Origin of the sequence: Ramlibacter aurantiacus (assembly GCF_016722895.1) — a bacterium.
Classification (GTDB): Bacteria; Pseudomonadota; Gammaproteobacteria; order Burkholderiales; family Burkholderiaceae_C; genus Ramlibacter; species Ramlibacter aurantiacus.
On sequence record NZ_JAEQNA010000001.1, the window covers coordinates 267,728 to 293,041 of the forward strand.

General features: G+C 68.8%; 19 protein-coding genes. 8 read left to right on the plus strand and 11 right to left on the minus strand.

What is annotated here, in order from left to right:
* The first annotated feature begins 41 nt into the window (after positions 1-41).
* Complete coding sequence (locus JI739_RS01315) at positions 42-1,031, plus strand: Bug family tripartite tricarboxylate transporter substrate binding protein (RefSeq protein WP_201682038.1); 990 nt, start codon at positions 42-44, stop codon at positions 1,029-1,031.
* Here JI739_RS01315 and JI739_RS01320 read toward each other — a convergent pair.
* On the minus strand, positions 1,003-2,091 hold the full coding sequence (locus JI739_RS01320) for a GlxA family transcriptional regulator (protein WP_236589019.1): 1,089 nt from the start codon (positions 2,089-2,091) through the stop codon (positions 1,003-1,005). The genes JI739_RS01315 and JI739_RS01320 overlap by 29 nt on opposite strands.
* Before the next feature lie 194 nt (positions 2,092-2,285).
* On the opposite strand from JI739_RS01320, the gene JI739_RS01325 reads away from it, so the two are divergent.
* The gene (locus JI739_RS01325) at positions 2,286-3,563 is read left to right on the plus strand and encodes a tetratricopeptide repeat protein (RefSeq protein WP_201682040.1); all 1,278 of its coding nucleotides are present in this window, start codon (positions 2,286-2,288) and stop codon (positions 3,561-3,563) included.
* Between the two features lie 15 nt (positions 3,564-3,578).
* Here the strand turns inward: JI739_RS01325 and JI739_RS01330 are convergent, their stop codons facing one another.
* The 4 genes from JI739_RS01330 to JI739_RS01345 all read right to left on the minus strand — a co-directional run bounded on the left by JI739_RS01330 (position 3,579) and on the right by JI739_RS01345 (position 5,209).
* Positions 3,579-4,199, minus strand: coding sequence for a DJ-1/PfpI family protein (locus JI739_RS01330; RefSeq protein ID WP_201682041.1), 621 nt, complete (start codon positions 4,197-4,199; stop codon positions 3,579-3,581).
* 90 nt (positions 4,200-4,289) lie between these two features.
* The gene (locus JI739_RS01335; protein ID WP_201682042.1) at positions 4,290-4,547 is read right to left on the minus strand and encodes a DUF5985 family protein; all 258 of its coding nucleotides are present in this window, start codon (positions 4,545-4,547) and stop codon (positions 4,290-4,292) included.
* A 4-nt stretch (positions 4,548-4,551) separates the two neighbouring features.
* Complete coding sequence (locus JI739_RS01340) at positions 4,552-4,815, minus strand: DUF5985 family protein (protein WP_236589020.1); 264 nt, start codon at positions 4,813-4,815, stop codon at positions 4,552-4,554.
* A gap of 1 nt (position 4,816) precedes the next feature.
* Positions 4,817-5,209, minus strand: coding sequence for a hypothetical protein (locus tag JI739_RS01345; protein WP_201683266.1), 393 nt, complete (start codon positions 5,207-5,209; stop codon positions 4,817-4,819).
* Between the two features lie 378 nt (positions 5,210-5,587).
* Here JI739_RS01345 and JI739_RS01350 point away from each other — a divergent pair, with 378 nt between their 5' ends.
* From JI739_RS01350 to JI739_RS01360, 3 genes are read left to right on the plus strand one after another with little or no spacing between them, the layout of a single operon-like run.
* Positions 5,588-12,040: a HAMP domain-containing protein gene (locus JI739_RS01350; protein ID WP_236589252.1), complete on the plus strand. Its 6,453-nt coding sequence runs from the start codon at positions 5,588-5,590 to the stop codon at positions 12,038-12,040.
* Between the two features lie 13 nt (positions 12,041-12,053).
* Entirely contained in the window at positions 12,054-13,349 is a 1,296-nt protein-coding gene (locus tag JI739_RS01355) for a hybrid sensor histidine kinase/response regulator (protein ID WP_201682044.1), read from the plus strand.
* Between the two features lie 11 nt (positions 13,350-13,360).
* Positions 13,361-15,016, plus strand: coding sequence for an alpha-amylase family protein (locus JI739_RS01360; protein ID WP_201682045.1), 1,656 nt, complete (start codon positions 13,361-13,363; stop codon positions 15,014-15,016).
* 33 nt (positions 15,017-15,049) lie between these two features.
* On the opposite strand, the gene JI739_RS01365 is transcribed toward JI739_RS01360, so the two are convergent.
* Together JI739_RS01365 and JI739_RS01370 are read right to left on the minus strand one after the other, a co-directional pair.
* Positions 15,050-16,660, minus strand: a complete 1,611-nt coding sequence (locus JI739_RS01365) for a hypothetical protein (protein WP_201682046.1) — start codon at positions 16,658-16,660, stop codon at positions 15,050-15,052.
* A gap of 111 nt (positions 16,661-16,771) precedes the next feature.
* Positions 16,772-18,445, minus strand: a complete 1,674-nt coding sequence (locus JI739_RS01370; protein ID WP_201682047.1) for a hypothetical protein — start codon at positions 18,443-18,445, stop codon at positions 16,772-16,774.
* 187 nt (positions 18,446-18,632) lie between these two features.
* Here JI739_RS01370 and JI739_RS01375 point away from each other — a divergent pair, with 187 nt between their 5' ends.
* Genes JI739_RS01375 through JI739_RS01385 form a run of 3 tightly spaced genes read left to right on the plus strand, consistent with a single transcriptional unit; the run spans position 18,633 to position 20,501 of the window.
* Positions 18,633-18,866, plus strand: coding sequence for a hypothetical protein (locus tag JI739_RS01375; RefSeq protein ID WP_201682048.1), 234 nt, complete (start codon positions 18,633-18,635; stop codon positions 18,864-18,866).
* 15 nt (positions 18,867-18,881) lie between these two features.
* Entirely contained in the window at positions 18,882-19,436 is a 555-nt protein-coding gene (locus JI739_RS01380) for a DUF4334 domain-containing protein (RefSeq protein ID WP_201682049.1), read from the plus strand.
* Positions 19,437-19,463: 27 nt separating this feature from the next.
* Positions 19,464-20,501 carry a porin gene (locus JI739_RS01385; protein ID WP_201682050.1) on the plus strand — a complete coding sequence of 346 codons (1,038 nt, stop codon included), beginning with the start codon at positions 19,464-19,466 and terminating at the stop codon, positions 20,499-20,501.
* A gap of 42 nt (positions 20,502-20,543) precedes the next feature.
* Here JI739_RS01385 and JI739_RS01390 read toward each other — a convergent pair whose 3' ends face one another.
* The 4 genes from JI739_RS01390 to JI739_RS01405 form a co-directional block, all read right to left on the minus strand.
* The gene (locus tag JI739_RS01390; protein WP_201682051.1) at positions 20,544-21,878 is read right to left on the minus strand and encodes a HipA domain-containing protein; all 1,335 of its coding nucleotides are present in this window, start codon (positions 21,876-21,878) and stop codon (positions 20,544-20,546) included.
* The gene (locus tag JI739_RS01395; protein WP_201682052.1) at positions 21,875-22,153 is read right to left on the minus strand and encodes a helix-turn-helix domain-containing protein; all 279 of its coding nucleotides are present in this window, start codon (positions 22,151-22,153) and stop codon (positions 21,875-21,877) included. The genes JI739_RS01390 and JI739_RS01395 overlap by 4 nt, the downstream gene beginning before the upstream one ends.
* Positions 22,154-22,425: 272 nt before the next feature.
* On the minus strand, positions 22,426-23,391 hold the full coding sequence (locus tag JI739_RS01400) for an alpha-E domain-containing protein (protein ID WP_201682053.1): 966 nt from the start codon (positions 23,389-23,391) through the stop codon (positions 22,426-22,428).
* 23 nt (positions 23,392-23,414) lie between these two features.
* The gene (locus JI739_RS01405; RefSeq protein ID WP_201683267.1) at positions 23,415-24,860 is read right to left on the minus strand and encodes a circularly permuted type 2 ATP-grasp protein; all 1,446 of its coding nucleotides are present in this window, start codon (positions 24,858-24,860) and stop codon (positions 23,415-23,417) included.
* Positions 24,861-25,314: the final 454 nt, after the last annotated feature.

Consider the following 25,314-nt stretch of genomic DNA (forward strand, 5'->3'; position numbering starts at 1 on the left):
CCCTAAACTGGCCGCCACCATCAGCCACCCCAGGAGGTTCCATGCCCTTGCGCCGCAGCGCCATCGTCGCCCTCAGCACCGTCGCCGCCATGGCGGCACTCGCGCCAGGATGGGCCCAGGGACAGCCGGCGCCTGCCTGGCCCACCAAGACCATCCGCATCATGGTCGGCTCCCCGCCCGGTGGTCCATCGGACATCACCACGCGCCTGTTCGCCGAACAGCTGCAGCAGCGAACGGGGCAGCCGGTGGTGGTGGAAAACCGCCCCGGTGCCGGCAACAACCTGGCCGCGCAGGTGGTGGCGCAGTCCGAAGCCGATGGCCACACCCTCGTGCTCAGCCCCGACACGGTGGTCACCACCAACCCGCTGGTCTACCGCAACATGCCCTTCGATCCGCGCAAGGACCTGGTCAACGTGTCGATCCTGGCGGGCTTCACGCAGCTGCTCGTGTGCAACCCCAAGGTGCAGGCGCGCTCGGTCTCCGAGCTGATCGCCCTGGCCAAGGCCCGGCCCATGACCTATGCATCGGGCGGCCCCGCCGTGCCGGGCCATCTCGCTACCGAAATGCTGCTGCAGCGCACCGGCGCACGCATGCAGCACATCCCCTACAAGGGCCCGGCGCCGGCCACGCTGGCGGTGCTGTCGGGCGAGGTCGACTGCGGCTTCCTGGCCACGCCCACCGTCATGCAGCACGTGAAGGCCGGCAAGCTCAACGCGCTGGCCGTGTCGTCGGCCCAGCCCTCGCCGCTGGCGCCGGACGTGCCGACGCTGCCCAAGGCGCTGAACCAGCCCGACCTGGACATCACCTTCAAGCTGGTCCTGCAGGCGCGCCGTGGTACCCCGCCCGCGGTCATTGCCGCCCTTGAAAAGCACGCCGCCGAGATCATGCAGCGCCCCGATATCCGGGCCAGGCTCCAGGCGTCCGACCTCACGCCCGTCGGCAGCACCAGCGCCCAGGCCGAAGCCACCGTGCGCGAGGACAGCGCACGTTGGGAGCCGGTGGTCAAGCAGCTGGGCTTGACGATGGAGTGATGCGCTCCAGGGCCGCGCTGCCGCGCAGCTGGTGGGCCAGCCGTCCAAAGCGCTGCCGGTACTGCGCGGGGCTCAGGCCCACCTTGCGCTTGAACAGTCGCGTGAAAAAGCTCGTGTCGCTGTAGCCCACCTCCTGGGCGATCGAATCCACGGGCAGCTCGCCCGATTCCAGCATCTGCTTGGCTTCTTCCAGGCGCACGTGGTGCACGTAGGCCAGGGGCGTCATGCCGGTCGCGGCGCCGAAGCGGCGCTTGAAGGTGCGCTCGGCCAAGCCGGCCATGGCCACCATCCGCATCACGGGCGCTGCGTCGGCGTAGTGCATGGAAGCCCACTGCTGGCAGCCGGCGATCACCGGATCGGCCGCCTGGCACCCGTGCGTGAGCGACGCATAGGCCTGGGGCGTGGTCGTGTTCACGTCCATCAGGTTGATGCGGGCCACGCGCATGGCTTCTTCCGGCCCCGCATACCGCGCGATGAGCGAAAGCACCAGCAGGTGCCATGACACGCCGCTGCCGGCCATCAGGATGCGCTGCCGGTCGCCCGTGACCACCAGGCCCCGCTCGGCATGCCATCGCACGCGCGGAAATGCGCGTTGCAAGTGGTCGCAGTAGGCCCAGTGCGAGGTGGCGTCAAGGCCGTCGAGCAAGCCGGTGCGTGCCAGCAGCAAGGCGCCGGAGCAGGCCGACGCCAGCAGGCCGCCTGCCTGGTGGCAGCGGCGCAGCCATTCGACCACCGGCTCGGCCGCTTCGCCAAGATCGGCCCCCGGCGCGACGTTCAGGTCGGTGACGACCGCCACCTGCGGCGCAGGCAACTGAGCCAGGCTGGCCTGCGGGGTGATCCGCACCCCGTTGCCGGTGACCAGCGGCAGCCCGTCGGGGCTCACCAGCACCGGCAGGAAGGGCGACGGCTGCAGCGGCCCGCCGTGCAGCAGGGTCCAGTCGCGTCGCACGCTGGCCAGCGCGTCGTAGAACCCGAAGACCGTGGAGGCGCTCGACTCGGGCAGCGTGAGCAAGGCGACGGTAATCGGGGCTGGCGCGGTGTCGATCATGGCGGTGCTCAATTCGTGTCCGGGAAAGCAGACCATGCAACCAGCGGCAACCGCGGAACCGGCTTTGCCCCAAGGGGGGGCGGCGAAGCCGCATCGGGGGGTGGCCGGAATCACCGGTTGCTTGCCGTTATGCACCTAGTCTAGGCAGCGAGCCGCCCGGAGACTAGGGCCACTTCTTCACCCCACTCCAGAGAGCGAGACGCACCATGACCCGAGACCACGTTGGACTGCCGTATTCCGGGGCCACGCCCGATGGGCTGCGCGGCTACGAAGCCGCCCTGCATCAGCTCAGCTGCTATGTCGACGACCCGGTGGCCGCGGCCGACGAGGCAATTGCCGCGAGTCCCGGCATGCCCATGGGCCATGTGCTGCGCGCGTGGCTGCACCTGCTGGGTACCGAGCCCACCGGTATCGCGGTGGCGCAGTCTTCCTGCGCCACCGCGGCCGCGCTGCCGGCCAACGAGCGCGAGCGCCAGCACCTGCGCGCCGCGTCGCTGCTGGGCCAAGGCCACTGGCACGCGGCCGCGCGCGTGCTGGAAGACCTCAGCCCGCGCGAGCCGCACGACCTGCTGGCCCTCATCGCGGGCCACCAGCTGGACTTCTTCACCGGCGACTCGCGCATGCTGCGCGACCGGATCGCGCGGGCCCTCACGCGGTGGGACCACGCCATGCCGGGCTACCACAGCGTGCTCAGCATGCACGCCTTCGGCCTGGAGGAAACCGCCGACTACGTCGCCGCCGAACGGGCCGGGCGCCGGGCGCTGGAGCTGGAGCCGCGCGATGGCTGGGCCTGGCATGCGGTAGCCCATGTCCACGAGATGCGTCACGAGCCGCAGGCAGGCGTGCGCTGGCTGGCGGACCACCGGCGCACCTGGTCCGAAGGCAGCTTCTTCGCGGTGCACAACACCTGGCACCTCGCTTTGTTCCAGCTGGAGTTGGACCGGGTGGACGAGGTGCTGCGGCTCTATGACGAGGCGATCGGCGGCACCGGCTCCAGCCTCATGCTCGACCTGGTCGATGCGACGGCCATGCTGTGGCGGCTGCGGCTGCGCGACATCGATGCGGGCGAGCGCTGGCAGGCACTGGCACAGCGCTGGCGTGAGTGCGCGACGCCGGGCCTCTACGCGTTCAACGACTTCCATTTCATGCTGGCGCTGGTCGGTGCGGGGCAGGAGGCGGGCCAGCGCGAGCTGCTGCAGGCGCAGGCCGATGCCTGCGAGCGCGACGACGGCAACGCCCGCTTCACCCGCGAAGTCGGCGAGCCGGCGACCCGGGCGATCCACGCCTTCGGGCAAGGCGACTACGCGGGCTGCGCCGCGCGCCTGCGGGACATCCGCAGCCGCTCACACGCGTTCGGCGGCAGCCACGCGCAGCGCGACGTGATCGACCTGACGCTGATCGGGGCGGCCGAGCGCAGTGGCGATGGGGACCTCGCGCGTGGCCTGAGGGACGAGCGGGCGCTGCGTCGTCCCGGCCGCTACTGAGCCGACGGCGATGCTTCAGCCGCCCTCGCCCACCGCACTGGAGACATCACCGCCCGGTGCCATGGTCTGCACCCGCCGCCCGGCCAGCAGGCCCTTGAGATGGCTGATGAAACGATCCAGGCCGGCCGGATCGGTGAGGGAGATGAGGTGCTCGTCGATGGCCATGGCCTGCTGCGACACCACGGCGCCCGCGCCCTCGGCGGCCGGCACCAGGTGCTCCGGGGTGCTGAGCTCGCGCTCGGCCCCCAGGCCCGCCGACAACACCGGCAGCACGCCGTCGGAGATGGCGCCGATGGGCTTGGCTTCGGCGTCGAGCCGGGCCAGGAACTGCCGCGCATCGCCGTCCAGGGCCAGGCGGGCACCGCCCTGCGGGCTGGCGATGACGACCACGCCATCGAACGCATCGGGGTCGGCCACGGCAACCGCGAGATGCGGTTTCATCGACTGCGCCAAGCCATCGCCGTCCAGGACCTGGACCGCGCTGCGGCCCGAAGCGAGCACGGACACGGTCACGCCCATTTCCTCCAGGGCGCCGCGGGTCTTCTCCATCTGCTCGCGGCTGCTGTCGTGGGAGATCAGCAGGGCCACGTTGAGGCCACCGAGCAGGTGCTGCGGCGTGTCTTGGATCAAGGTCATCCACGGATGCTCTTGCAGCAGAGCGCGGCTGTCTGTAGGAACCGTCCGCCGCCGTGTGCGGGCGGGCGCGCCTTCGCCGAGGGCGGCGGATCAGCCCCCGGGCCGGTTCTTCTGCAGGATGGCCACCAGGATCAGGCCGTAGGCGACCACGCGGACCAGGTAGTAGAAGGGTTCGAGCTCGCTCGCCGCCGACATCAGTCCCAGCACGGCCCGGTTGGCGGCCTCGATCCAGAACGACAGCGCGAAGTACAGGAAGAAGCGATCGCGCGAGCGGTGCCAGAAGCGGAAGAAAAAGAGGCCGGCGATGGCGGAACTGATGGCGATCGCGCCGGACAACATCTGGTTCATGGATTCAGTCCTCCTCCCAGATGAGGCCGAACACCAGCAGCAGCACGGCCACCAGGGCGACGACCAGGCGTGGGGTTCGCAGGTCGGTGGCCGCACCGACCACCAGCTTGTCGACGACCAGGAGCACGTTGGTCAACGCAATGCCGAAGAAGCACAGCGCGCTCCAGAACAGCAGGCGCGCGCGGGTGTGCAGCCAGCTGCGCAAGAGGAGAACGAACGCGGCCAGGCCGGTCAGCGCGCACAGGAAATAGACGATCGCCGCCATCATTTCAGGTGTCCTTTCGCCAGCGGAAACCGTCCGCGAACTGCTGGGCTCTTTTTTCGACTTTGGAGTGAATGAGGTCGGTGACCGTGACCAGGTCCACCGCGTAGTGCGCGGCCAGCCGGTCGAGCACCTGGGCCAGCTCGGGCGTGCTCGGTGCATAGCCGTAGATGGGGTCCTGCGTGCCCGAGGAAACCTGGGCCATGCCCGCCTCGGCCGCATCGGCCAGCAGGCGTGCCGCGTCCGCTTCAGGCAGATACAGGCGCCTGGCCATCGTGCTCGCGGTCCAGGCCGTGGACGGTTCGGCGCGCAGCAGCAGCACGGCCTCCAGGTAGGGAACCGAGGGAATGCTCGTGGCGATGAAGCGGCGCAGGTCGGGGGGCAGCTCGGGGCGGCGCATCACGAGGCCACCCTTCGTTCTTTCGACATGGGGCGAGACTTTAACGGCAGTTCACCCTGGAATTTTTTGGCGCGCGCAACTTGTCGAGGTTGAACGGAAGAGTGTCGGAGCCGTCCTACGCGCGGATTGGCCGATTGCGCCGACACTCCCGCAGCCCACGGCGGCCGCCCTCACCGAAGGGGAAGGCGGTTGCCATGCGCAGGACATGCAAGCGCAGGTCGGCACGATGCCCGTCCTGGCCCCTGAAGAAACTTCTCTCGAGTCTCCATGAAAGATGCTGTGACGCCCACGGCCCGCCGCAAAGTCGCATCGCGCGGCCCCACGGAGCCCTCCCTCGTCGCGTATCCGGACGCCGCGACGCGCCAACTGCTCGCGGCCATGACCGCGTTCGCACAGGGCGACTTCAGTGCGCGACTGCCGGTGGACTGGCCCGGCGCGGAAGGCCGCATTGCGCAGGCGTTCAACCACGCCATTTCCAACGCGCAGCGGATGACCGACGAAGTCGAGCGGCTCAGCGCCACCGTCGGCAAGGAAGGTCGGCTGTCACAGCGCATGGCCTCCCCCGGCGCGCTCGGTGGCTGGGCCGACCAGGTGCAGGCGATCAACACGCTGATCGACGACCTGGTGCGCCCCACCACCGACATCGCCCGCACCATCGGCGCCGTGGCCAAGGGCGACCTGGACCAGCCGATCGAGCTGCAGGTGGACGGCCGCGCGCTCAAGGGCGAGTTCCTGCGATCGGCCAGGCTGGTCAACAGCATGATCGAGCAGCTGTCGATGTTCACGCTCGAAGTCACGCGCGTGGCGCGCGAGGTGGGCACCGAGGGCAAGCTGGGTGGCCAGGCCAAGGTGCGCGGCGCCTCGGGCGTGTGGAAGGACCTCACCGACTCGGTCAACCAGATGGCCGGCAACCTCACGGCGCAGGTGCGCAACATCGCCGACGTGACCATCGCCGTGGCCAACGGCGACCTGTCCAAGAAGATCACCGTGGACGTGCGCGGCGAGATCCTCCAGTTGAAGGAAGCCATCAACACCATGGTGGACCAGCTGCGCTCCTTCGCCTCCGAAGTGACGCGGGTGGCGCGCGAGGTGGGCACCGATGGCCGCCTGGGCGGCCAGGCCGTGGTGCCGGGCGTGGCCGGGACCTGGAAGGACCTGACCGATTCGGTCAACTCCATGGCCAACAACCTCACCTCGCAGGTGCGCAACATCGCCACGGTGACCACCGCCGTGGCGCGTGGCGACCTCTCGCGCAAGATCACGGTGGACGTGAAGGGCGAGATCCTGGAGCTGAAGGAAACCATCAACACCATGGTGGACCAGCTCAACGGCTTCTCCTCCGAGGTGACGCGCGTCGCGCGCGAGGTGGGCACCGACGGCAAGCTCGGGGGCCAGGCCCAGGTGCCCGGCGTGGCCGGCACCTGGAAGGACCTCACCGATTCGGTGAACTCCATGGCGTCCAACCTCACCGGCCAGGTGCGCAACATCGCCGGCGTGGCCACTGCCATCGCCCGCGGCGACCTCTCGTCCAAGATCACGGTGGAGGTCAAGGGCGAGATGCTGGCCCTGAAGGAAACCATCAACACCATGGTCGACCAGCTCAATGGCTTCGCCTCCGAGGTGACCCGCGTGGCGCGCGAGGTCGGCACCGAGGGCAAGCTGGGCGGCCAGGCCGCGGTGCCCGGCGTGGCCGGCACCTGGAAGGACCTCACCGACAACGTGAACTTCATGGCGTCCAACCTCACGGGCCAGGTGCGCAACATCGCCGACGTGACCACCGCCGTGGCCAACGGCGACCTGTCCAAGAAGATCACGGTGGATGTGCGCGGCGAGATCCTGGAGTTGAAGAACACCATCAACACCATGGTGGACCAGCTCAATGGCTTCGCCTCCGAGGTGACCCGCGTGGCGCGCGAGGTGGGCACCGACGGCAAGCTGGGCGGCCAGGCCGCGGTACCCGGCGTCGCCGGCACCTGGAAGGACCTCACCGACAGCGTGAACTTCATGGCGTCCAACCTCACCGGGCAGGTGCGCAACATCGCCGAGGTGACCACCGCCGTGGCCCGCGGCGACCTGTCCAAGAAGATCACCGCCGACGTGCGCGGCGAGGTGCTGCAGCTGAAGGAAACCATCAACACCATGGTGGACCAGCTCAACGGCTTCGCCGGCGAGGTGAGCCGGGTGGCGCGCGAGGTGGGCACCGAGGGCAAGCTCGGCGGCCAGGCCCAGGTGCCCGGCGTGGCCGGCACCTGGAAGGACCTCACGGACAACGTGAACTCCATGGCGTCCAACCTCACCGCCCAGGTGCGCAACATCGCCGACGTGGCGACGGCCGTGGCCAACGGCGACCTGTCCAAGAAGATCACGGTGGACGTGCAGGGCGAGATCCTGGAGCTGAAGAACACGCTGAACACCATGGTGGACCAGCTCAACTCCTTCGCCGGCGAAGTGACCCGCGTCGCGCGCGAGGTGGGCACCGAAGGCAAGCTCGGCGGCCAGGCCCAGGTACCCGGCGTGGCCGGCACCTGGAAGGACCTCACGGACAACGTGAACTCCATGGCCAACAACCTCACCTCGCAGGTGCGCAACATCGCCGAGGTGACCACCGCCGTGGCCAGCGGCGACCTCTCGCGCAAGATCACGGTGGACGTCAAGGGCGAGATCCTGGAGCTGAAGAACACCATCAACACCATGGTGGACCAGCTCAACGGCTTCGCCTCCGAGGTGACCCGCGTGGCGCGCGAGGTCGGCAGCGAGGGCAAGCTCGGCGGCCAGGCCCAGGTGCCGGGCGTGGCCGGCACCTGGAAGGACGTGACCGACAACGTCAACTCCATGGCCAACAACCTCACCGGCCAGGTGCGCAACATCGCCGACGTGGCCACCGCCATCGCCCGCGGCGACCTGGGCCGCAAGATCACCGTGGACGTGCGCGGCGAGATCCTGCAGCTCAAGGAAACCATCAACACCATGGTGGACCAGCTCTCGGCGTTCGCCTCCGAAGTGACCCGGGTGGCGCGCGAGGTGGGCACCGAAGGCAAGCTGGGCGGCCAGGCCAAGGTGCCCGGCGTGGCCGGCACCTGGAAGGACCTGACCGACAACGTCAACTCCATGGCGTCCAACCTCACCGGGCAGGTGCGCAACATCGCCGACGTCACCATCGCCGTGGCCAACGGCGACCTGTCCAAGAAGATCACCGTCGACGTGCGCGGTGAGATCCTTCAGCTGAAGGAAACCATCAACACCATGGTGGAGCAGCTGCGCTCCTTCGCCTCCGAAGTGACGCGGGTGGCGCGCGAGGTGGGTACCGAAGGCCGCCTGGGCGTGCAGGCCGTGGTGCCGGGCGTCGCCGGCACCTGGAAGGACCTCACCGACTCGGTCAACACCATGGGCGCCAACCTCACCTCGCAGGTGCGCAACATCGCCGAGGTGACCACCGCCGTGGCCCGCGGCGACCTGAACCGCAAGATCACGGTGGACGTGAAGGGCGAGATCCTGGAGCTGAAGAACACCATCAACACCATGGTGGACCAACTCAACGGCTTCGCCTCCGAGGTGACCCGCGTGGCGCGCGAGGTCGGCACCGAGGGCAAGCTGGGCGGCCAGGCCGCCGTGCCCGGCGTCGCCGGCACCTGGAAGGACCTCACCGACAACGTGAACTTCATGGCCTCCAACCTCACCGAGCAGGTGCGCGGCATCGTCAAGGTGGTGACCGCCGTGGCCAACGGCAACCTGTCCCAGCGCCTCACGGTGCAGGCCAAGGGCGAGGTCGCGGCGCTGGCCGACACCATCAACGCCATGACCGACACGCTGGCCACCTTCGCCGACCAGGTGACCAACGTGGCGCGCGAAGTGGGGGTGGAAGGCCGGCTCGGCGGCCAGGCCAACGTGCCCGGCGCGGCCGGCACCTGGAAGGACCTCACCGGCAACGTGAACCTGCTGGCCGCCAACCTCACCACGCAGGTGCGCGCCATCGCCGAGGTCGCCACGGCGGTGACGCAGGGTGACCTGACGCGCTCCATCAAGGTGGAGGCCAAGGGCGAGGTGTCCGAGCTCAAGGACAACATCAACACCATGATCTCGAACCTGCGCGAGACCACCCAGCGCAACCGGGAGCAGGACTGGCTCAAGACCAATTTGGCGCGTTTTTCCAGCATGCTGCAGGGCCAGCGCGAGCTGTCCACGGTGGGCAAGCTGCTGCTGTCGGAGCTGGCGCCGCTGGTCAGCGCGCACCAGGGCACCATCTACCACTACAACGACGAACCGGGCACGGTGCGCAAGCTCAACCTGATGTCGAGCTACGCGCAGGCGACAGGCCCCAGCCTGCCGGAGACGATCGCCCTGGGCGATGGCCTGGTGGGCCAGTGCGCACTGGAAAAGCGCCGCATCCTCCTGGCCGATGTGCCCAGTGATTTCGTCACCATTTCTTCCAGCCTGGGCAACGCGCGGCAACTGAGCGTGGTGGTGCTGCCGGTGCTGTTCGAGAACCAGACCAAGGCGGTGATCGAGCTGGCCTCGCTGCAACCCTTCAGCGTGGTCAACCTGAACTTCCTGGACCAGCTGGCCCAGGGCATCGGCGCCGTGTTCAACACCATCGAGGCCACCATGCGCACCGAAGGCCTGCTCAAGCAGTCGCAGGAACTCACCGTGCAGTTGCAGTCGCGCCAGATCGAGCTGCAGCAGACCAACGAGGAACTGGGCACCAAGGCCCGCCTGCTGGCCGAGCAGAACGCCGAGGTGGAACGCAAGAACCGCGAGGTGGAGCACGCCCGCCGGGCGCTGGAGGACCAGGCCACCGAACTGGCCCTCACCTCCAAATACAAGTCGGAGTTCCTGGCCAACATGTCGCACGAACTGCGCACGCCGCTGAACTCCATCCTGATCCTGAGCCAGCAGCTGGCCGTGAACAGCGCCGGCAACCTCACGTCCAAGCAGATCGAGTTCTCGCGCAACATCAATTCATCGGGCACCGACCTGCTGAACCTGATCAACGACATCCTCGACCTGTCCAAGATCGAGTCGGGCACCGTGAGCGTGGACGTGGAGGACATCTCCTTCGCCGCCTTGCGCGAGGGCATCGACCGCAACTTCCGTGCGGTGGCCGAGGCCAAGAACCTGCCGCTGCGCATCCGCTTCGCCGACGACCTGCCGCAAAGCATCGAAAGCGACCCCAAGCGCCTGCAGCAGATCCTGAAGAACCTGCTGTCCAACGCGGTGAAGTTCACCGCCCGCGGCCACGTGGAAGTGCGCGCCTCCATCGCCGCCGGCGGCTGGAGCGCCGACCACCCCGTCCTGGGAAAGGCCCAGCACGTGGTCGCCTTCTCGGTGGAAGACACCGGCATCGGCGTGGCGACCGACAAGCAGCGCCTGATCTTCGAGGCCTTCCAGCAGGCCGACGCGGGCACCTCGCGCAAGTACGGCGGCACCGGACTGGGGCTGGCGATCAGCCGCGAGCTGGCCATGCTGCTGGGCGGCGAGATCCGCCTGACCAGCGTGCCCGGCCAGGGCAGCACCTTCACCCTGTACCTGCCCCTGCACCACCAGCGCGTGGAGATGCGCCGCAGCGGCAAAGAGGCCAACGCGGTGACCGCCAAGATCCTCAACCTGCCCGCTCCGGCGGCCGAGGCCATTCCGGACGACCGCGACCAGATCGCCACCGGCGATCCGGTGCTGCTGGTCATCGAGGACGACCCCCATTACGCCCGGGTGCTGCTGGGGCTGGCTCGCGACAAGGGCTTCAAGGGCCTGGTGGCCGGCACCGGCGCGGCCGGCCTGGCGCTCGCGCGCCAATACCGGCCCGCCGCGATCTCCCTGGACATCTTCCTGCCGGACATGCTGGGCTGGACGGTGCTCAACCAGCTCAAGCTCGATCCGCAGCTGCGGCACATCCCGGTGCAGATCGTCTCGCTGGAGGAAGAGCAGCGGCACGGCCTCTCGCGCGGGGCTTTCTCCTACGTGGTCAAGGAGCCCACCACGGTGGGACTGGACAGCGCGTTCGCACGGCTCAAGGATTTCACCGAACGCGGCACGCGCCGCCTGCTGGTGGTGGAGGACAACGACGCCGAGCGCACCGCCGTCACCGAGCTGCTGGCGCACGACGACATCGACATCGTGGCGGTCGACCGCGGCGACGCCGCCCTGCGCGCGCTGCGCGAACAGCCCTTCGACTGCGCGGTGCTCGACCTCAAGCTGCCCGACATGAGCGGCTTCGAGTTGCTCGAACAGTTGCGCACCGACCCCCGCCTGGCCACCTTGCCGGTGGTCGTGTTCACCGGCCGCGAACTCAGCCGGGACGAGGAGCAACGCCTGAATGGACTGGCCAAGCGCATCGTCGTGAAGGACGTGCACTCGCCCGAGCGCCTGCTGGACGAAACCGCCCTCTTCCTGCACCGTGAAGTCGGGCTGCTGCCGGCGCACCAGCAGGCCATGCTGCAGCGCCTGCAGGACTCCACGGGCATCCTCAAGGGACGCAAGGTGCTGGTGGTGGACGACGACGCCCGCAACATCTTCGCCCTGACTTCGCTGCTGGAGAACCAGGAGATGGAGGTCATCAGCGCCACCGATGGTCGCCAGGCGATCCGCACGATCGAGGAAACGCCCGACCTCGACATGGTGCTGATGGACATCATGATGCCGGAGATGGACGGCTACGAGACCATGCGCGAAATCCGCAACGACCCCTCGCGGCGCAGCCTGCCCATCCTGGCGCTGACCGCCAAGGCCATGCGTGGCGACCGCGAGAAATGCCTGGACGCAGGCGCCAGCGATTACATCGCCAAGCCCGTCAACACCGACCAGCTGCTCTCGCTCATGCGCGTGTGGCTGTTCCGATAGGAAAGAGGCCAGGATGTCGCTCCTCCACGAAGACCGGCCCGACCCGGTCAACGTCCTGGTCGTCGATGACGAACCCAAGAACCTCACGGTGCTGGAAACCGTGCTGGACGATCCGTCGTACCGGCTGGTGCGCGCCGCCTCCGCCGACGAAGCCCTGCTGGCCCTGGTGGCGCAGGAGTTCGCGGTGCTGGTGCTGGACGTGCGCATGCCCGGCATGACCGGCTTCGAACTCGCGCAGCTGGTGCGCCAGCGCCGCAAGACCTCGCGCATCCCCATCATCTTCCTCACCGCCTACTACAACGAGGACCAGCACATGCTGGAAGGCTATGGCAGTGGCGCGGTGGACTACCTGCACAAGCCGGTCAACCCCACGGTGCTGCGATCGAAGGTGGCGATCTTCGCCGAGCTGCACCGCAAGGAACGGGCCCTGGAGGCCGCCAATCGCCAGCTCACCAGCGAAGTCGCCGAACGGCGGGAGGCGCAGGCCCGCCTGGCGGACCTCAACGCCAGCCTAGACCGCCGCGTGCGCGAGCGCACCCTGGCGCTGCAACGCAGCGAGGCCCAGCTGCGCGAGGCCAGCCGGCGCAAGGACGAATTCCTCGCCACGCTGGCGCACGAGCTGCGCAACCCGCTGGCGCCGGTGCGCAGCGCGGCGCACGTGCTGGGCCTGAAGGTCGGCGATGCGCCCGACCTCAAGCGCGCGGCCACGGTGATCGAGCGGCAGGTCAAGGTGATGAGCCGGCTGATCGACGACCTGATGGACGTCAGCCGGATCAGCCAGGGCAAGCTCGAGCTGCAGTGCGAGCCGGTCGACCTGCACCAGGTGGTGGCCGATGGCATCGAGACCTGCAAGCCGCTGTTCGACGAACTGGGCCACCGGCTGGAGCTGCGCCTGCCCGAGGGACCGCTGTGGCTGAACGCCGACCGCACCCGGCTCGCCCAGGCCTTCATGAACCTGGTGAACAACGCGGCCAAATACACCAACCCGGGCGGCCTGATCCGCCTGGAAGCCCAGGCCGCACCGGACAGCATTGCCGTCACCGTCACGGACAACGGCATCGGCATCGCCGCCGATCGCCTGGGCACGATCTTCCAGATGTTCTCGCAGGTGGAGGATGCGCTCTCGCGCTCGCGCGGCGGGCTGGGGATAGGCCTGAGCCTGACCCAGCAGTTGATCCAGATGCATGGCGGCACCATCGAGGCGCGCAGCGAGGGCCTGGGCCGTGGCAGCGAGTTCGTGGTGCGGCTGCCCCGGCCGCTCGACCGGGACGCCCCGCCCTCCTGCCAGCAGCACCCGCTCTCGCACTGAAGCGGCCACGCATGATCAAGGACCTCTGGTACAAGAACGCCGTCATCTACAGCCTGGACGTGGGGTCGTTCATGGACTCCAACGGCGACGGCATGGGCGACTTCGAGGGCCTGTCGCGGCGGCTCGACTACCTGCACGGGCTGGGCATCACCTGCATCTGGCTGGCGCCGTTCCAGAAGTCGCCGCGCCGTGACCACGGCTACGACATCAGCGACCACTACATGGTCGACCCGCGCTTCGGCACGCTGGGCGACTTCGTCGACTTCACGCACGAGGCCAAGCAGCGCGGCATCCGCGTGATGATGGATCTGGTGGCCAACCACACCAGCGACCAGCACCCCTGGTTCCAGGAGGCCCGGCGCAACCCCGAGTCGCGCTTCCGGGACTTCTACGTCTGGTCGGACACCCGACCCGAGACGCACGACGAAGGCATGGTGTTCCCCGGCGTGCAGGAGACCACCTGGACCCGCGACCCGGTGGCGGGCCAGTACTACTTCCACCGGTTCTACGAGTTCATGCCCGACCTGAACATCGAGAACCCCGCGGTGATGGCCGAGATCCGCAAGATCATGGGCTTCTACCTGGAGCTGGGCGTGAGCGGCTTCCGCATGGACGCGGTGCCCTTCCTGATCGAGACCCAGGGAGCGAAGGGCCGGCACCGCCCCCAGTACGCCATGCTGCGCGAGTGGCGCGAGTTCCTGCAGTGGCGCCGGGGGGACGCGATCGTGCTGGCCGAGGCCAACGTCGAGCCGAGGCAGAACGTGCAGTACTTCGGTGACGACGGCGACCGGCTGCAGATGATGTTCAACTTCTGGGTCAACCAGCGCCTGTTCCTGGCCCTGGCCACCGGCGACACGCGGCCGCTGGCCAAGGCCCTGGAGCAGACGCGCGAACGACCGGCCAACGCGCAGTGGGCGCAGTTCCTGCGCAACCACGACGAGCTCGACCTGGGGCGGCTGACCGACGAACAGCGGCAGGCGGTGTTCGCCGCCATGGGGCCCGAGCCGTCCATGCAGCTGTACGGCCGCGGCATCCGCCGCCGCCTGGCGCCCATGCTGCACGGCGACCGGCGCCGCCTGGAACTGGCCTACAGCCTGCTCTTCACCCTCCCCGGCACGCCGGTGCTGCGGTACGGCGACGAGCTCGGCATGGGCGACGACCTGAGCCTGCCCGAGCGTGACTGCGCCCGCACCGCCATGCAGTGGTCCACCGAGCCCCAGGGCGGATTCACCCGCGCGGCCCGCCCCGTCGTGCCGGTGATCAGCGGCGGGCCGTACGGCTACGAGGAGATCAATGCGGCCGACCAGCGCCGCGACCCCGGCTCGCTGCTGAACTGGACCGAACGCATCATCCGCATGCGCAAGGAAGTGCCCGAACTCGGCTGGGGCGACTTCAAGGTGCTGGACACCGGCAACCCGGGCGTGCTGGCCCTGCGCCACGACTGGCGCAACAACACCGTGGTCACGGTGCACAACCTGCTGGACGAGCCGGCGGAGATCCAGCTGCGGGTCGGGGGCGAACGCGGCCGCGACCTGGTCAACCTGCTCACCACCGACCACAGCCAGGCCAACGGGCGCGGGGTGCACCGGATCATCATGGAGCCCTACGGCTACCACTGGTATCGGGCGGGCGGGCTGGGGTACCTGCTGGAGCGCAGCTCGCAGTGAAGCCGGCCGGGCGGGCCTGCACCGGTGTGACGCCTAGTCGAACTCAGGGTCGCTGAAATCCACGATGCCTTGCTCGCCTACATCGTCCCTGCGCAGATTCATATGGGCATTCAACGCTTCCACCGGAGACTGCCCTTTGAGCGTCTCGTTGAGTTGATCCTTCTTGTTCCCCGTGCCGGTGAGGACGCCCTCCGATTTCGGCACCACGTTCTGCACCGTCGCACGCGTCGCGAGGCCCGCAGCGACGGGCCGGGCCACGGCAGCGTGCGGCTGCCTCGCCGCTCCCGTGGCGGGGGTGACCTCAGGTTTTTTCAGATTTGCCCTGCCGAGTTGCAGCGCGCTGGCTGATGGCTTGCTGGGCTCTTCGGAAGACGCACCCGAGGTGGCCGAAATCCCCGGCGAGGAAACAGAAGCGGCCAATGGATCAGCCTTTCGCAGCGGCTTGCCTCCCCTGATTTCCGCCATCAAATCACCCTGGCCGCCCGCAGGTTGCTGCACCGCGGCACCCTTGCCAGCGGAAGTCGATGCCCCAGAGGCGGCCGGTCGACCGTCGCCTTGTACGGCGGCCGAAACCGTCAGGACCGGTGGGGCGACTGGGATGGTGCCCGCCGCGGCCGACTGACCCTGGGGCGGCAAATTGCCTGTCGCGCGAACAGAACTCGACGACACCGTTGCGGCATGGCCACCGCTGGCGCCGGCGGCCGCACCAGCCGAGGCTTGCTGCTGCTGGGCGTCTGGCTCGTCGTCCGACGGAGGCGGCGGAACTAACTTTCCCTGGTCAAGCTGACCGGCGCGCAAACTGGGCGCGATCATTGGGCCCACCGGCTCGTACTCCGGCGGTCCCGGCGGCACCGGTCTGCGCTTCCCGTCGACGGTGATCCCTTCGTCGCTCTCGAGACGTCGCGCATTCTCCGGCAACAGCAAATCAGCCGAACCGAACTTTGCAGCGTTCACGTCTTCGCGACTACGGCCACCGACCGCCGGAAGGGCTGCACCCTGGTCAGCAACGGCTGGCGCGCCTTCCGCCACCGGTTTGGCGAACATCGTCTGCAGGTTGTCCTTGTCGGTGACGCCACTCGTCTGCGTGCTGACGTCAAACGCCTGCGTTGCGCGCGCCAACGCATCCGGGGTCTTCTCCGTCCAAACGCTCTCGATCAGAAGCGCAAGCTTGGCTTTTTCACTCGGCGACATGTCGGGCCCGCCTTGGGCGTGAATAAGCCCGGACAGCACCTGGACCATCTCTTCATTCGGCAAATCCGCATCGCGCAGCGCCATGAGTGCCCCCTTCATCCGCCCCGCACTGATGCCCCCATCGTTGGCCTCGCCGAGCGCTAGGCCTGCCGCAAAAGCCGCCTCGGACCGGCTTTGGGAGCCCTCTGCTCGAATGTCAATCTCCTCAATCACTTGATGCGGTTGAAGAAGGTCCTCGACAACCCGAATGGCGCCGGACTGCGCCGCTTCGGGGCCGAGAACGCTGGCGCGGCGCCCCTCGATGGGCGTGTACGGGCCGCCCTTCTCCGGCGGGTGGGCGCTGGCCGATGGCGGCTGCGGCTTGGAAGCCGTCGCAGGCTTGGCCGGACTCGATCCCGAACCGACTCGGAACATCGAACCAAACGAACTCAAGGAAGTGCTGATGTTGGGCAACGCAAGCTCCTGAACGGCGGCCTCCAGACCTTCAGCCGACCAGGTCCGCCGAACGGGTGACCTAAGCTGTCAGGAACCTGACTTGCAGGAGAGTTCCATCGCCACCTTGGGTCAGAGCGCCACGCCCGGCCCCGTGCCGGGCTTGAGCTCCAGCGTTCGCTGGCTGCCGTTGATCGCCTGCACCAGGCTCATGCCGTCGCCTCGCATGCTGATCTCCCCCGCCGCCGGCGCCGACAGGCTGCCCCGGATGCTGGCGCGCACCTCGTAGCGAACCGGTGCCGCAGCCAAGGCGGGGTCGTAGGTCTCGACAGTGGCCTGCACCTCGATCGAGCCCTCCGCGGCGTCGGCCGGCGCCTGTGCGCTGTAGTCGGTCAGCGTCATCGAGCTGCCCGTGGACTGGAAGATGGTCTTGGTGCTCATGCCCGTCTCCGCCTGATCGAGCGCGCTGGTGGTCAGGGTGACGTCGCCGTTGCTCTCGCTGCCGGCCTCGCTGAATCGCGCCAGGTTGAACTGCAGTTCGACCCGGCCGCCGGCGCCTGGTCGGCCGGTCATCTCGACCACGCCCGCATAAGCCGCACCGTCAACGCGGCCCCTGCAATCGATGGCCTCCACCGTGAGCTGATCGCCAGGCCGCAGCGCCTGCAGCCGGTTGCCGCTGGTGCTGCCCCTGATCCTGAGCGAACCACCCCCTGCGCAGGAGCCGATGCGCCAGCCGTCCGCCTCGGTTCCTGCGAGGGGGGTGCCCAGCGCCACGTCCATGAACCGGGCCACGGCCTGGCCCGGCAGCAGGCCGATGGCATCGGCCGCGCTCCGGGCTGCTGCCTGCGCATTGGCCGGCGTGATCACCAGCGCCGTGGCCCTGGGCTCCCACAGGCCATGTACCTGGGCGGGCGTGATCGGGGCCAGGGACGCCAGCTGGTCGCTGCCCGGCGCGGCCAGGGACAGCCGCACGAAGTGCTCCTCGGGGACGATCACCAGTTCCGCAGAGCTGCCGGTCATCCGCAGGCTGCTGCGGTTGCCATCGAGGGTCACCCGGGCAGACAGGCCGTAGGTGTACGCCCGCGGCAGCGCCGGGTCTTCGCGCGACACGGTGGCTTCCAGCTGGTACTGCCCGGCCTCGAAGAGCAGATGCAGAGCCTGGAACGAGGTGACCTGGTCAGGGCCCCCGGGACGCAGGTGCACGCGCCGGACACGGATGTCGTGGCCCGAGGCCCGCACATGCGAGTTCTCCAACCGGAAGCGGAGCGCACCGTCGAAGTGGACGGCTTCGTTGTCGTCGGAGATCGAAAACGCCCGCAGGGTAAGCAGGACGTCGGCACCGGCGGGCCCGCCGGTGCGCTCCCACTGCAGGGTCCCCTCGAAGCGGGGCGCGCCTGGTGCCAGGGCGCAGGACTGGAACACGACCGTGCGCGATTCGCCCATCGTCGAATGGGTGTGGCTTTCCGTGGCGCACGCGGGGATCTCCAGGCCGTCGAAGTCCCATGGCGACCGGGCAAGCGGCGTGGCCTTGCGCCCGACGTGCCACGAGGGGGTGGGTACGCCAGCTGCGAGCTGCTTCGCCACGATCCCCGCATGGAGCTGGTCGGCCAGGCCGACCAGCGTGGCGATGTGCTTCTGCGCCAGCAGCCCCTCCGCCGCCGCGGCCCGGGCGTTCTGGTCACCGATGGCCAGGCGATCGTCGTCGGGGCCCGAGCCGCCCGTGCAGGCCACCAGGACCAGGACGAGGGCCGCGCTCCAGGAGCGCAGGCGAGGAGCAGGGGAGCGGGAATCAGCGAGGGATCTCATGGCGAGCTCTTTCGGGTTACTTTCATCGCGCAATGTAAACCCCGCGTTTCCGGTGCGACAACTCCGCCGGCGTTGCGATGTCGCCTCATCTAGTCCGAACGGGCCACCCCCCCAAGCCACCTTCCTACGGCAGAGCCCCGGGCGCGACCGCACCATTTGTCGCAGGCAAGACGAGAGGAGGCCAGCCATGTTCGACATCCCCGCCAGCGACGCGCACGCGCCCGTGAAGCGCCTGTTTTCGTCCTCGGCCAGTGCGCTGGCCGTCTACACCAATGGCGATGGCGACGTGGTGATCCGGCACCGGGACGTGCTGGAGGACTGCGACACCCTCATGGTGATCCCTCCCGAGTTCGCGGCGCGCCTGGCCCAGGCCATCGGCCGCGCGGCGCGCCGGGCCGCCCCCGGAACCGGGCGAGCCTAGGGGCCGTCGCCCGCCATGGCCACCCTGCCCGCGACCGGCGCCACGACCGCCGACGCCCTGGCGGCCTGGGACGCGCTCGATCCGGTCGACGTGGCGTTCATGCTCGGCGCATGGAGCGGCCGCAGCTGGCGCAGCGGCCATCCGCTGGATGGCGTGCTGGAGGCCTACGGCTGGCACGGCAAGCGTTTCGACGATGCCGACACCGTGCATCCGCTGGTGTTCGACCGCGCTTCGGGCGCGCCGATGCGCCTGTCCCCGGGCAGGCTCGCGCCGCTGCTGCCGGCACTGCTGGGTTTCGCCCCGCTGCGCACCGGGCTCGCCGCGCGCCTGGCCCGGCCGCTGCTGGCGGTGTTCGCCACCCAGGCCCCGGGCGGGCGGCTGCGCATGATGCGTTACCGGGGCCGCGACTCCGCCACCCTGGTCTACGACCGCCTGGCCCTGCTGGACGTGTTCCGGCGCGTGGATGACGACACCGTACTCGGCCTCACCGACCTGCGCGGCATGCCGCGGCCCTACTTCTTCGTGCTGCGGCGCGAGGTGCCAGCGCGCGGCGGTGCGGCCGGCGTATAACCGATCGCTCGATCAGGCTGGACCCGCATGAGAAGAACGCCCCCCCTCCTGGCCCTTGGCGCCATCGCCGCCTGCAGCACGGCCGCCCTGGCCGCCGAGCCGTCCCCCACGTCCAGCGTCAAGCTCTATGGCTCCCTGGACCTCGGCGTGCTGGACAGCAACCGCGGACGGCCGCAGATCGGCACCATCCAGCGCAGCTATGTCGGCATCCGTGGCGAGGAGCAGCTCGGCGCGGGCATGGCCGCCACCTTCCACCTGCAGTCGCGATGGGAGCTCGACTCCGGAACGCGCGAGGCCAGTGGTGCCCAGCCCGCCTTCTACGGTGAGTCGACCGTGGGCTTGAAGGGCGGCTTCGGCGCCATTCGGCTGGGTCGCGCCCTGTCGCCGCTGTGGGCGCAGGACTGGGCGTTCGATCCGTGGAGCAACTTCAACCGCGTGTCCTCGCCGGCGTGGCAGGTGTTCCATCCGTCGTACCGCACCCAGCCGCACCACAACGGCCCGATCGGCGACTACTCGCGCCTGAACAACGGCATCTTCTACGACTCGCCGGCTGTCGGTGGCTTCACGCTGCACGTGGCGGCAGGGCTGGAGAAGAGGGAGACGCCCGACGCCAACGGCCTGGTCGACACCCGGCGCAACATTGGCGCCTCGATCAACTACGCGGCCGGCCCCTGGGCGGCGATGCTGGCCGGCGAGCGCAACAGCGCCGACGACAACACGGGGTTCGCCGGCCTGGCGTACGAGTTCGGCGCCACCAGGCTCATGGGCAGCTACAACCACACGGGGCTATCCGCCACCAGCCAGGCCTTTCTCGGCGACACGAGCCGCACGCGCCGCGCGGTGACGATGGGGGTGACGCACGTCATCGGCGCCCACACCCTGCGCCTGGGCTGGGGCCGCGATTTCGAAGGCTACGGCACCGCCGGCGCCACCCACCACGCCGGCTTCGGCGTGAGCCACGCGCTGTCCAAGCGCACCTCGCTGTATGCGGACCTGGGCGCCAGCTATCCCGACGCAGGCGACCGCACCACGCGCTGGGGACTGGGCGTGAACCACTCGTTTTGATGAACCTGGCGGCGGCCTCGGTGCTGGGCCGCCGCCACGCTCCTAGGTGCCTCCCAGCCGCTTCAGCATCTCGGGCACCACCATCTTCTGCATCACTCGAACGACCCTGGCTTCGGCGCCGATGAACCGGCTCGCGGCGTCAGGCGCGCGCTTCTGCCGCTCCTCCAGGGCCGCGGCCTCCCTGGCCAGGGCCGGCGGCAGCTTCGCCACGATTTCCCGCAGGATGCGCTGGGCCGCGGGGGTCGGCACCCCCAGAGCACGGCCCGCTTCGAGCACGCTCCTGGCCGTCACTTCTCCAAAACTCGTCGCTGCGGGAAGCGCGAATCCCATCGGCCCGCCGGGCCAGGTCTGCCTGTCGTCCGCGAATGCTCGCGTGTTCCAGACACTGGTGGCCAGCAGGTCGTAGTGGGGGGCGAGCCGCACCCCGTCCGCGCCCACGAAGAAAGACAGGTTCTTCAGGTGGCAGTCGTCGTTGCCGGCGACGATGTTGAACACCAGCCATCGGAACAGCTGCAAGCGCGTCGCGACCTTGTTGGTGCTGCGCTCGATGATGTGCTGCAAGGACTCCAGCGTGGCGCCTGTGTGCTTGAAGCCGCGCGCACGATTCAGCAGTTGGCAGGCATCGATGATGTGCCGGCGATGCACCTGGAGTTCGGCAAGCGGCGCGCCCTTTTTCAACGGCTCGACGCGCCGGTCGAATCGCTCGACGAGGTACACGGGTTCGGGCACGTAGCGTATCTCGACCGGGGGGACCTGCAGGCCACAGGCGGCGGCCAGCCTCATGGTGACGAACTCGTTGGCCACCGAACCGGGGTACTCGGCGGCCACCGGATGGCTGGGCTTGAGGATGTGGGTGGAAGGTGTCGCGCCCGCCGGTTCGTAGAGTTGCTCACCGAACTTCACGACCAGCAGCTTGTGCTGAGCGCCGGCGAGCGACATGCGCTTGGGAGCGTCCGCCGTCAAGGTCGATCGAGGCAGCTTCCCGATGCGCGCGCTGAGGGCCTCGTCGGGCAGCGCCTTGAACCCTCGAGCGATCGGACACGGCTGACCAGGGGGCAGCAATGTCAGCGAACCCGCAGACTCGGCGCCCAGGTACTCGAGGAGCGCGAAAGCGTCCTCGCCCTTGATGCCCGCCTCCCGGGAAATCGCTTGCCGCAGCAGCTCTTCGGGCAGCAGGTTGTCGAAGTACCACTGCACCGGGCGCTGCGTGCCGCCATCGACATGCCTGAGCGTGTCGCGCGCCAGTGCGGGCGAGAGGTCGAAACCCAGCGGCGACTCGGCCCAGGCCTCCTCGTACTCGAACGCCCAAAGGTCTTCTCCCTCGGAGAGGGTGCCGACCGGCGCTTGGTCGAGGTAGACCTTCAGCTGGCGCATCATTCGCCCCCGGCTTCGTCGCGCTTCTTCATGTGCAGCGCGTCCAGCACCGTGGCGGCTTCGTCCGGAATATCGGCGGTGAGGGTGATGCCGAGCTCCTTGAGCAGCAGCAGGACGCGACCGAGCTGAGCGGTCGGCTTGCCGCGCTCGACATCGACCGCGAACTGCCGGCTGACGCCGGTCACGGCAGCCAAGTCGTCCTGGCGGACTTTCGCGCTCTTGCGCACCGCTCGGATCACGAGCCCGAGGTCTTGCGAGGAGGTGATGATCTTTTTCATACGGCAGTGCCTACGATCGCGGGCATTCTAGGCACCACAGCGAGCGAAAGTCACAAAATATCTACGATCTTAGACATTTCAATGTCTACCTCGTCTCGCTGTCCCCCATGTCTGCGCTCACAGACGTTCCTCTCTGGAGCCGGGCGGTACAGCCCAAGGCAGGCGATTCAGCCGCCGCGCAGCGGCCGGCCCTTCCAGAGCCACCGCGGAACCGGCCTGGCCGGGCCGCCGGTGGCTCCCCTCGAGGGGAGCCGCCGAAGGCGCCCCGGGGCTCATCCTTTCGCCAGCGGCACCAGGAAGTCGCGGGTGATGCGAAGGCCCAGGTCGTTGACCCGGTCGAGGAACCTCGCGAGGTAGGCGTGCAGCCCGTCCGCCAGGATCTCGTCGATGCGGCCATAGGCCAGCTCGGCGCGCAGCCGGCCGGCCAGGCGCCGGGTCTCGGCCGCCACGCCGTCGCTGCTCACCGCCTCCAGGCGCGCGACCACTTCGTTCAGGCTGGCATGGAGCGAGCGCGGCATGTCCGCGCGCAGGACCAGCAGCTCGGCCACCCGGTCGGGGCGGATCACGTCGCGGTACACCTTGCGATAGATCTCGAAGCAGGAGCAGCTGCGCAGGATCGCGCTCCAGTGATAGAAGTCGTAGTCCTGGTCCTGCTCGGTGGCCACGCCGAAGAACTCGCTGTGCACCGCATGGAACTTCACGTCCAGCAGCCGCGCGGTGTTGTCGGCACGTTCGAGGAAGGTGCCCAGTCGCAGGAAGTGCAGCGCCTCGTCCATCTGCATGGTGCCGGCGGTGACCCCTCGCGATAGATGCGACTGGTGCTTGACCCATTCGAAGAACTCGCCGGGGTCGCGTTCCAGGTGACCGTCGATCAGCTTGCGCCGCAGTTCCAGCCAGGTCTGGTTCTGCGTCTCCCAGACCTCGGTCGTCAGCGAGCCGCGCACCGCCCGCGCGTTCTCGCGGGCAGCCCGAAGGCACGAGACGATGGACGACGGGTTGCTCGCGTCGCGCACCATGAAGTCGATGACCTGCGGCGCGCTGATGGCGTCATGCCGCTCGCGGTAGGCGGACAGCAGCTCGCTGATGGACAGCACGCTCTGCCAGCTCAGCTCGGTGACGGCCCGCGACTGCGGCAGCAGCGAGGTCTGGTAGTTGACGTCCAGCATGCGGGCGGTGTTTTCCGCACGCTCGGTGTAGCGGGCCATCCAGAACAGATGGTCGGCGGTTCTCGACAACAAGGCGCTTTCTCCTTTGCGGCTGCTCATGCTTCCAGCACCCAGGTGTCCTTGGTGCCGCCGCCCTGCGACGAGTTGACCACCAGCGAGCCTTCCCGCAGGGCCACGCGGGTGAGCCCGCCGGGCACCATCCGCACCTCGCTGCCCGAGAGCACGAACGGGCGCAGGTCGATGTGCCGCGGGGCCACGCCGCTGTCCACGTAGGTTGGGCAGGTGGACAGGCTGAGGGTGGGTTGGGCGATGTAGCCGGCCGGGTCGGCCAGGAGCGCCGCCCGGAAGTCCTCGATCTCCTGGCGCGACGCCGTGGGGCCGATCAGCATGCCGTAGCCGCCGGCGCCGTGCACCTTCTTGACCACCAGCTCTTGCAGGTTCGCCAGGATGTACTGCAGCGACTCCGGCTCGCGCCCCATCCAGGTGGGGACGTTCTTCAGGATGGCCTGCTCGCCCAGGTAGAACTCGATCATGCGCGGCACGTACGGATAGATCGACTTGTCGTCGGCCACCCCGGTGCCCACCGCATTGCAGATGGCCACGTTGCCGGCCGCATACGCCTGCATCAGGCCACGGCAGCCCAGGGTGGAATCGGCCCGGAACACCGCCGGGTCGAGGAAGTCGTCGTCGAGTCGCCGGTAGATCACGTCCACGCGGCGGGGTCCGCGCGTGGTCTTCATGTAGACGAAGTTGTCCTTGACCAGCAGGTCCTGGCCCTCGACCAGTTCCACGCCCATCTGCTGCGCCAGGAACGCATGCTCGAAATAGGCGCTGTTGTACATGCCGGGGGTGAGCACCACCACGGTGGGGTCGGCCGCGCCCGCCTGTGCACAGGACCGCAGGGTCTCCAGCAGCAGGTCGGGGTAGTGCATCACCGGTGCCACCCGGTGCTGCACGAACAGCTCGGGGAACAGGCGCATCAGCATGCGGCGGTTCTCCAGCATGTAGCTCACGCCGCTGGGCACGCGCAGGTTGTCCTCGAGCACGTAGTAGTCGGCCTGGCCGGCGGCGTCGGGTGCGCGCACGATGTCGATGCCGGCGATGTGCGCGTAGATGTCGCGCGGCGTGGCCAGGCCCACCATCTCCTTGCGGAACTGCGCATTGCCCAGCACCTGCTCGGCCGGGATCACGCCGGCGCGCAGGATCTCCTGGCCGTGATAGATGTCTTGCAGGAAGCGGTTGAGCGCGGTCACGCGCTGCACCAGGCCTTGCTCCAGCGCCCGCCACTCTTGCGCCGGAATGATGCGCGGGATCAGGTCGAAGGGAATCAGCCGCTCCGTGCCGCCCTGCTCGTCGTCGGGTTCGCCATGGATGGCGAAGGTGATGCCGACCCGGCGAAAGATCATCTCGGCCTCGGCCCGCCGCGCCTGCATCACGGTGTCGGGCTGGCGTGCCAGCCACTGGCTGTAGGCGTGGTAGTGCCCACGCACGGTTTCGCCACCCTCCCCGCCCGGCGCGCGCATCTCGTCGAATCGTTCCATGGTTCCGTGTCGTCCTTGCTGCAGAGCCTGCAAGTTCCGGGCCGAGGCCGGCGTCTTGCCGGCCTCGCCTGTGCACTGCCGAGCCATCGTAGCCTGCGCGCCGGGCGGACGCAGCCGCGACGCGTCAGAACACTCGCGCGCGACAGTCGCAGCCCGCGTGCCGTGGCCTTTGGCCAGGAACGGATCGATCAGCGCCAGGTCCCAGCCGTCACGGTGGTCGGCCAGCCAGTCCAGCGCGGCGTGCTGCGTGTGGCAGATGCGCACGCGAGGTGGCGGACGACGGCTGCGTCATCCTCGATGACGACCACCCGCAGGTCTGAGGCCTCTTTTCGTTGTCGGTCCAGCCGCGGACCCTCACCGATGTTGTGCATGCGCCGGGATGGTAAGTAGATCTGCCTGCGCACCATGTAGGAGCAGACGGCCACGCACCGGCAGCCGGCAGCCCATGCAGCGC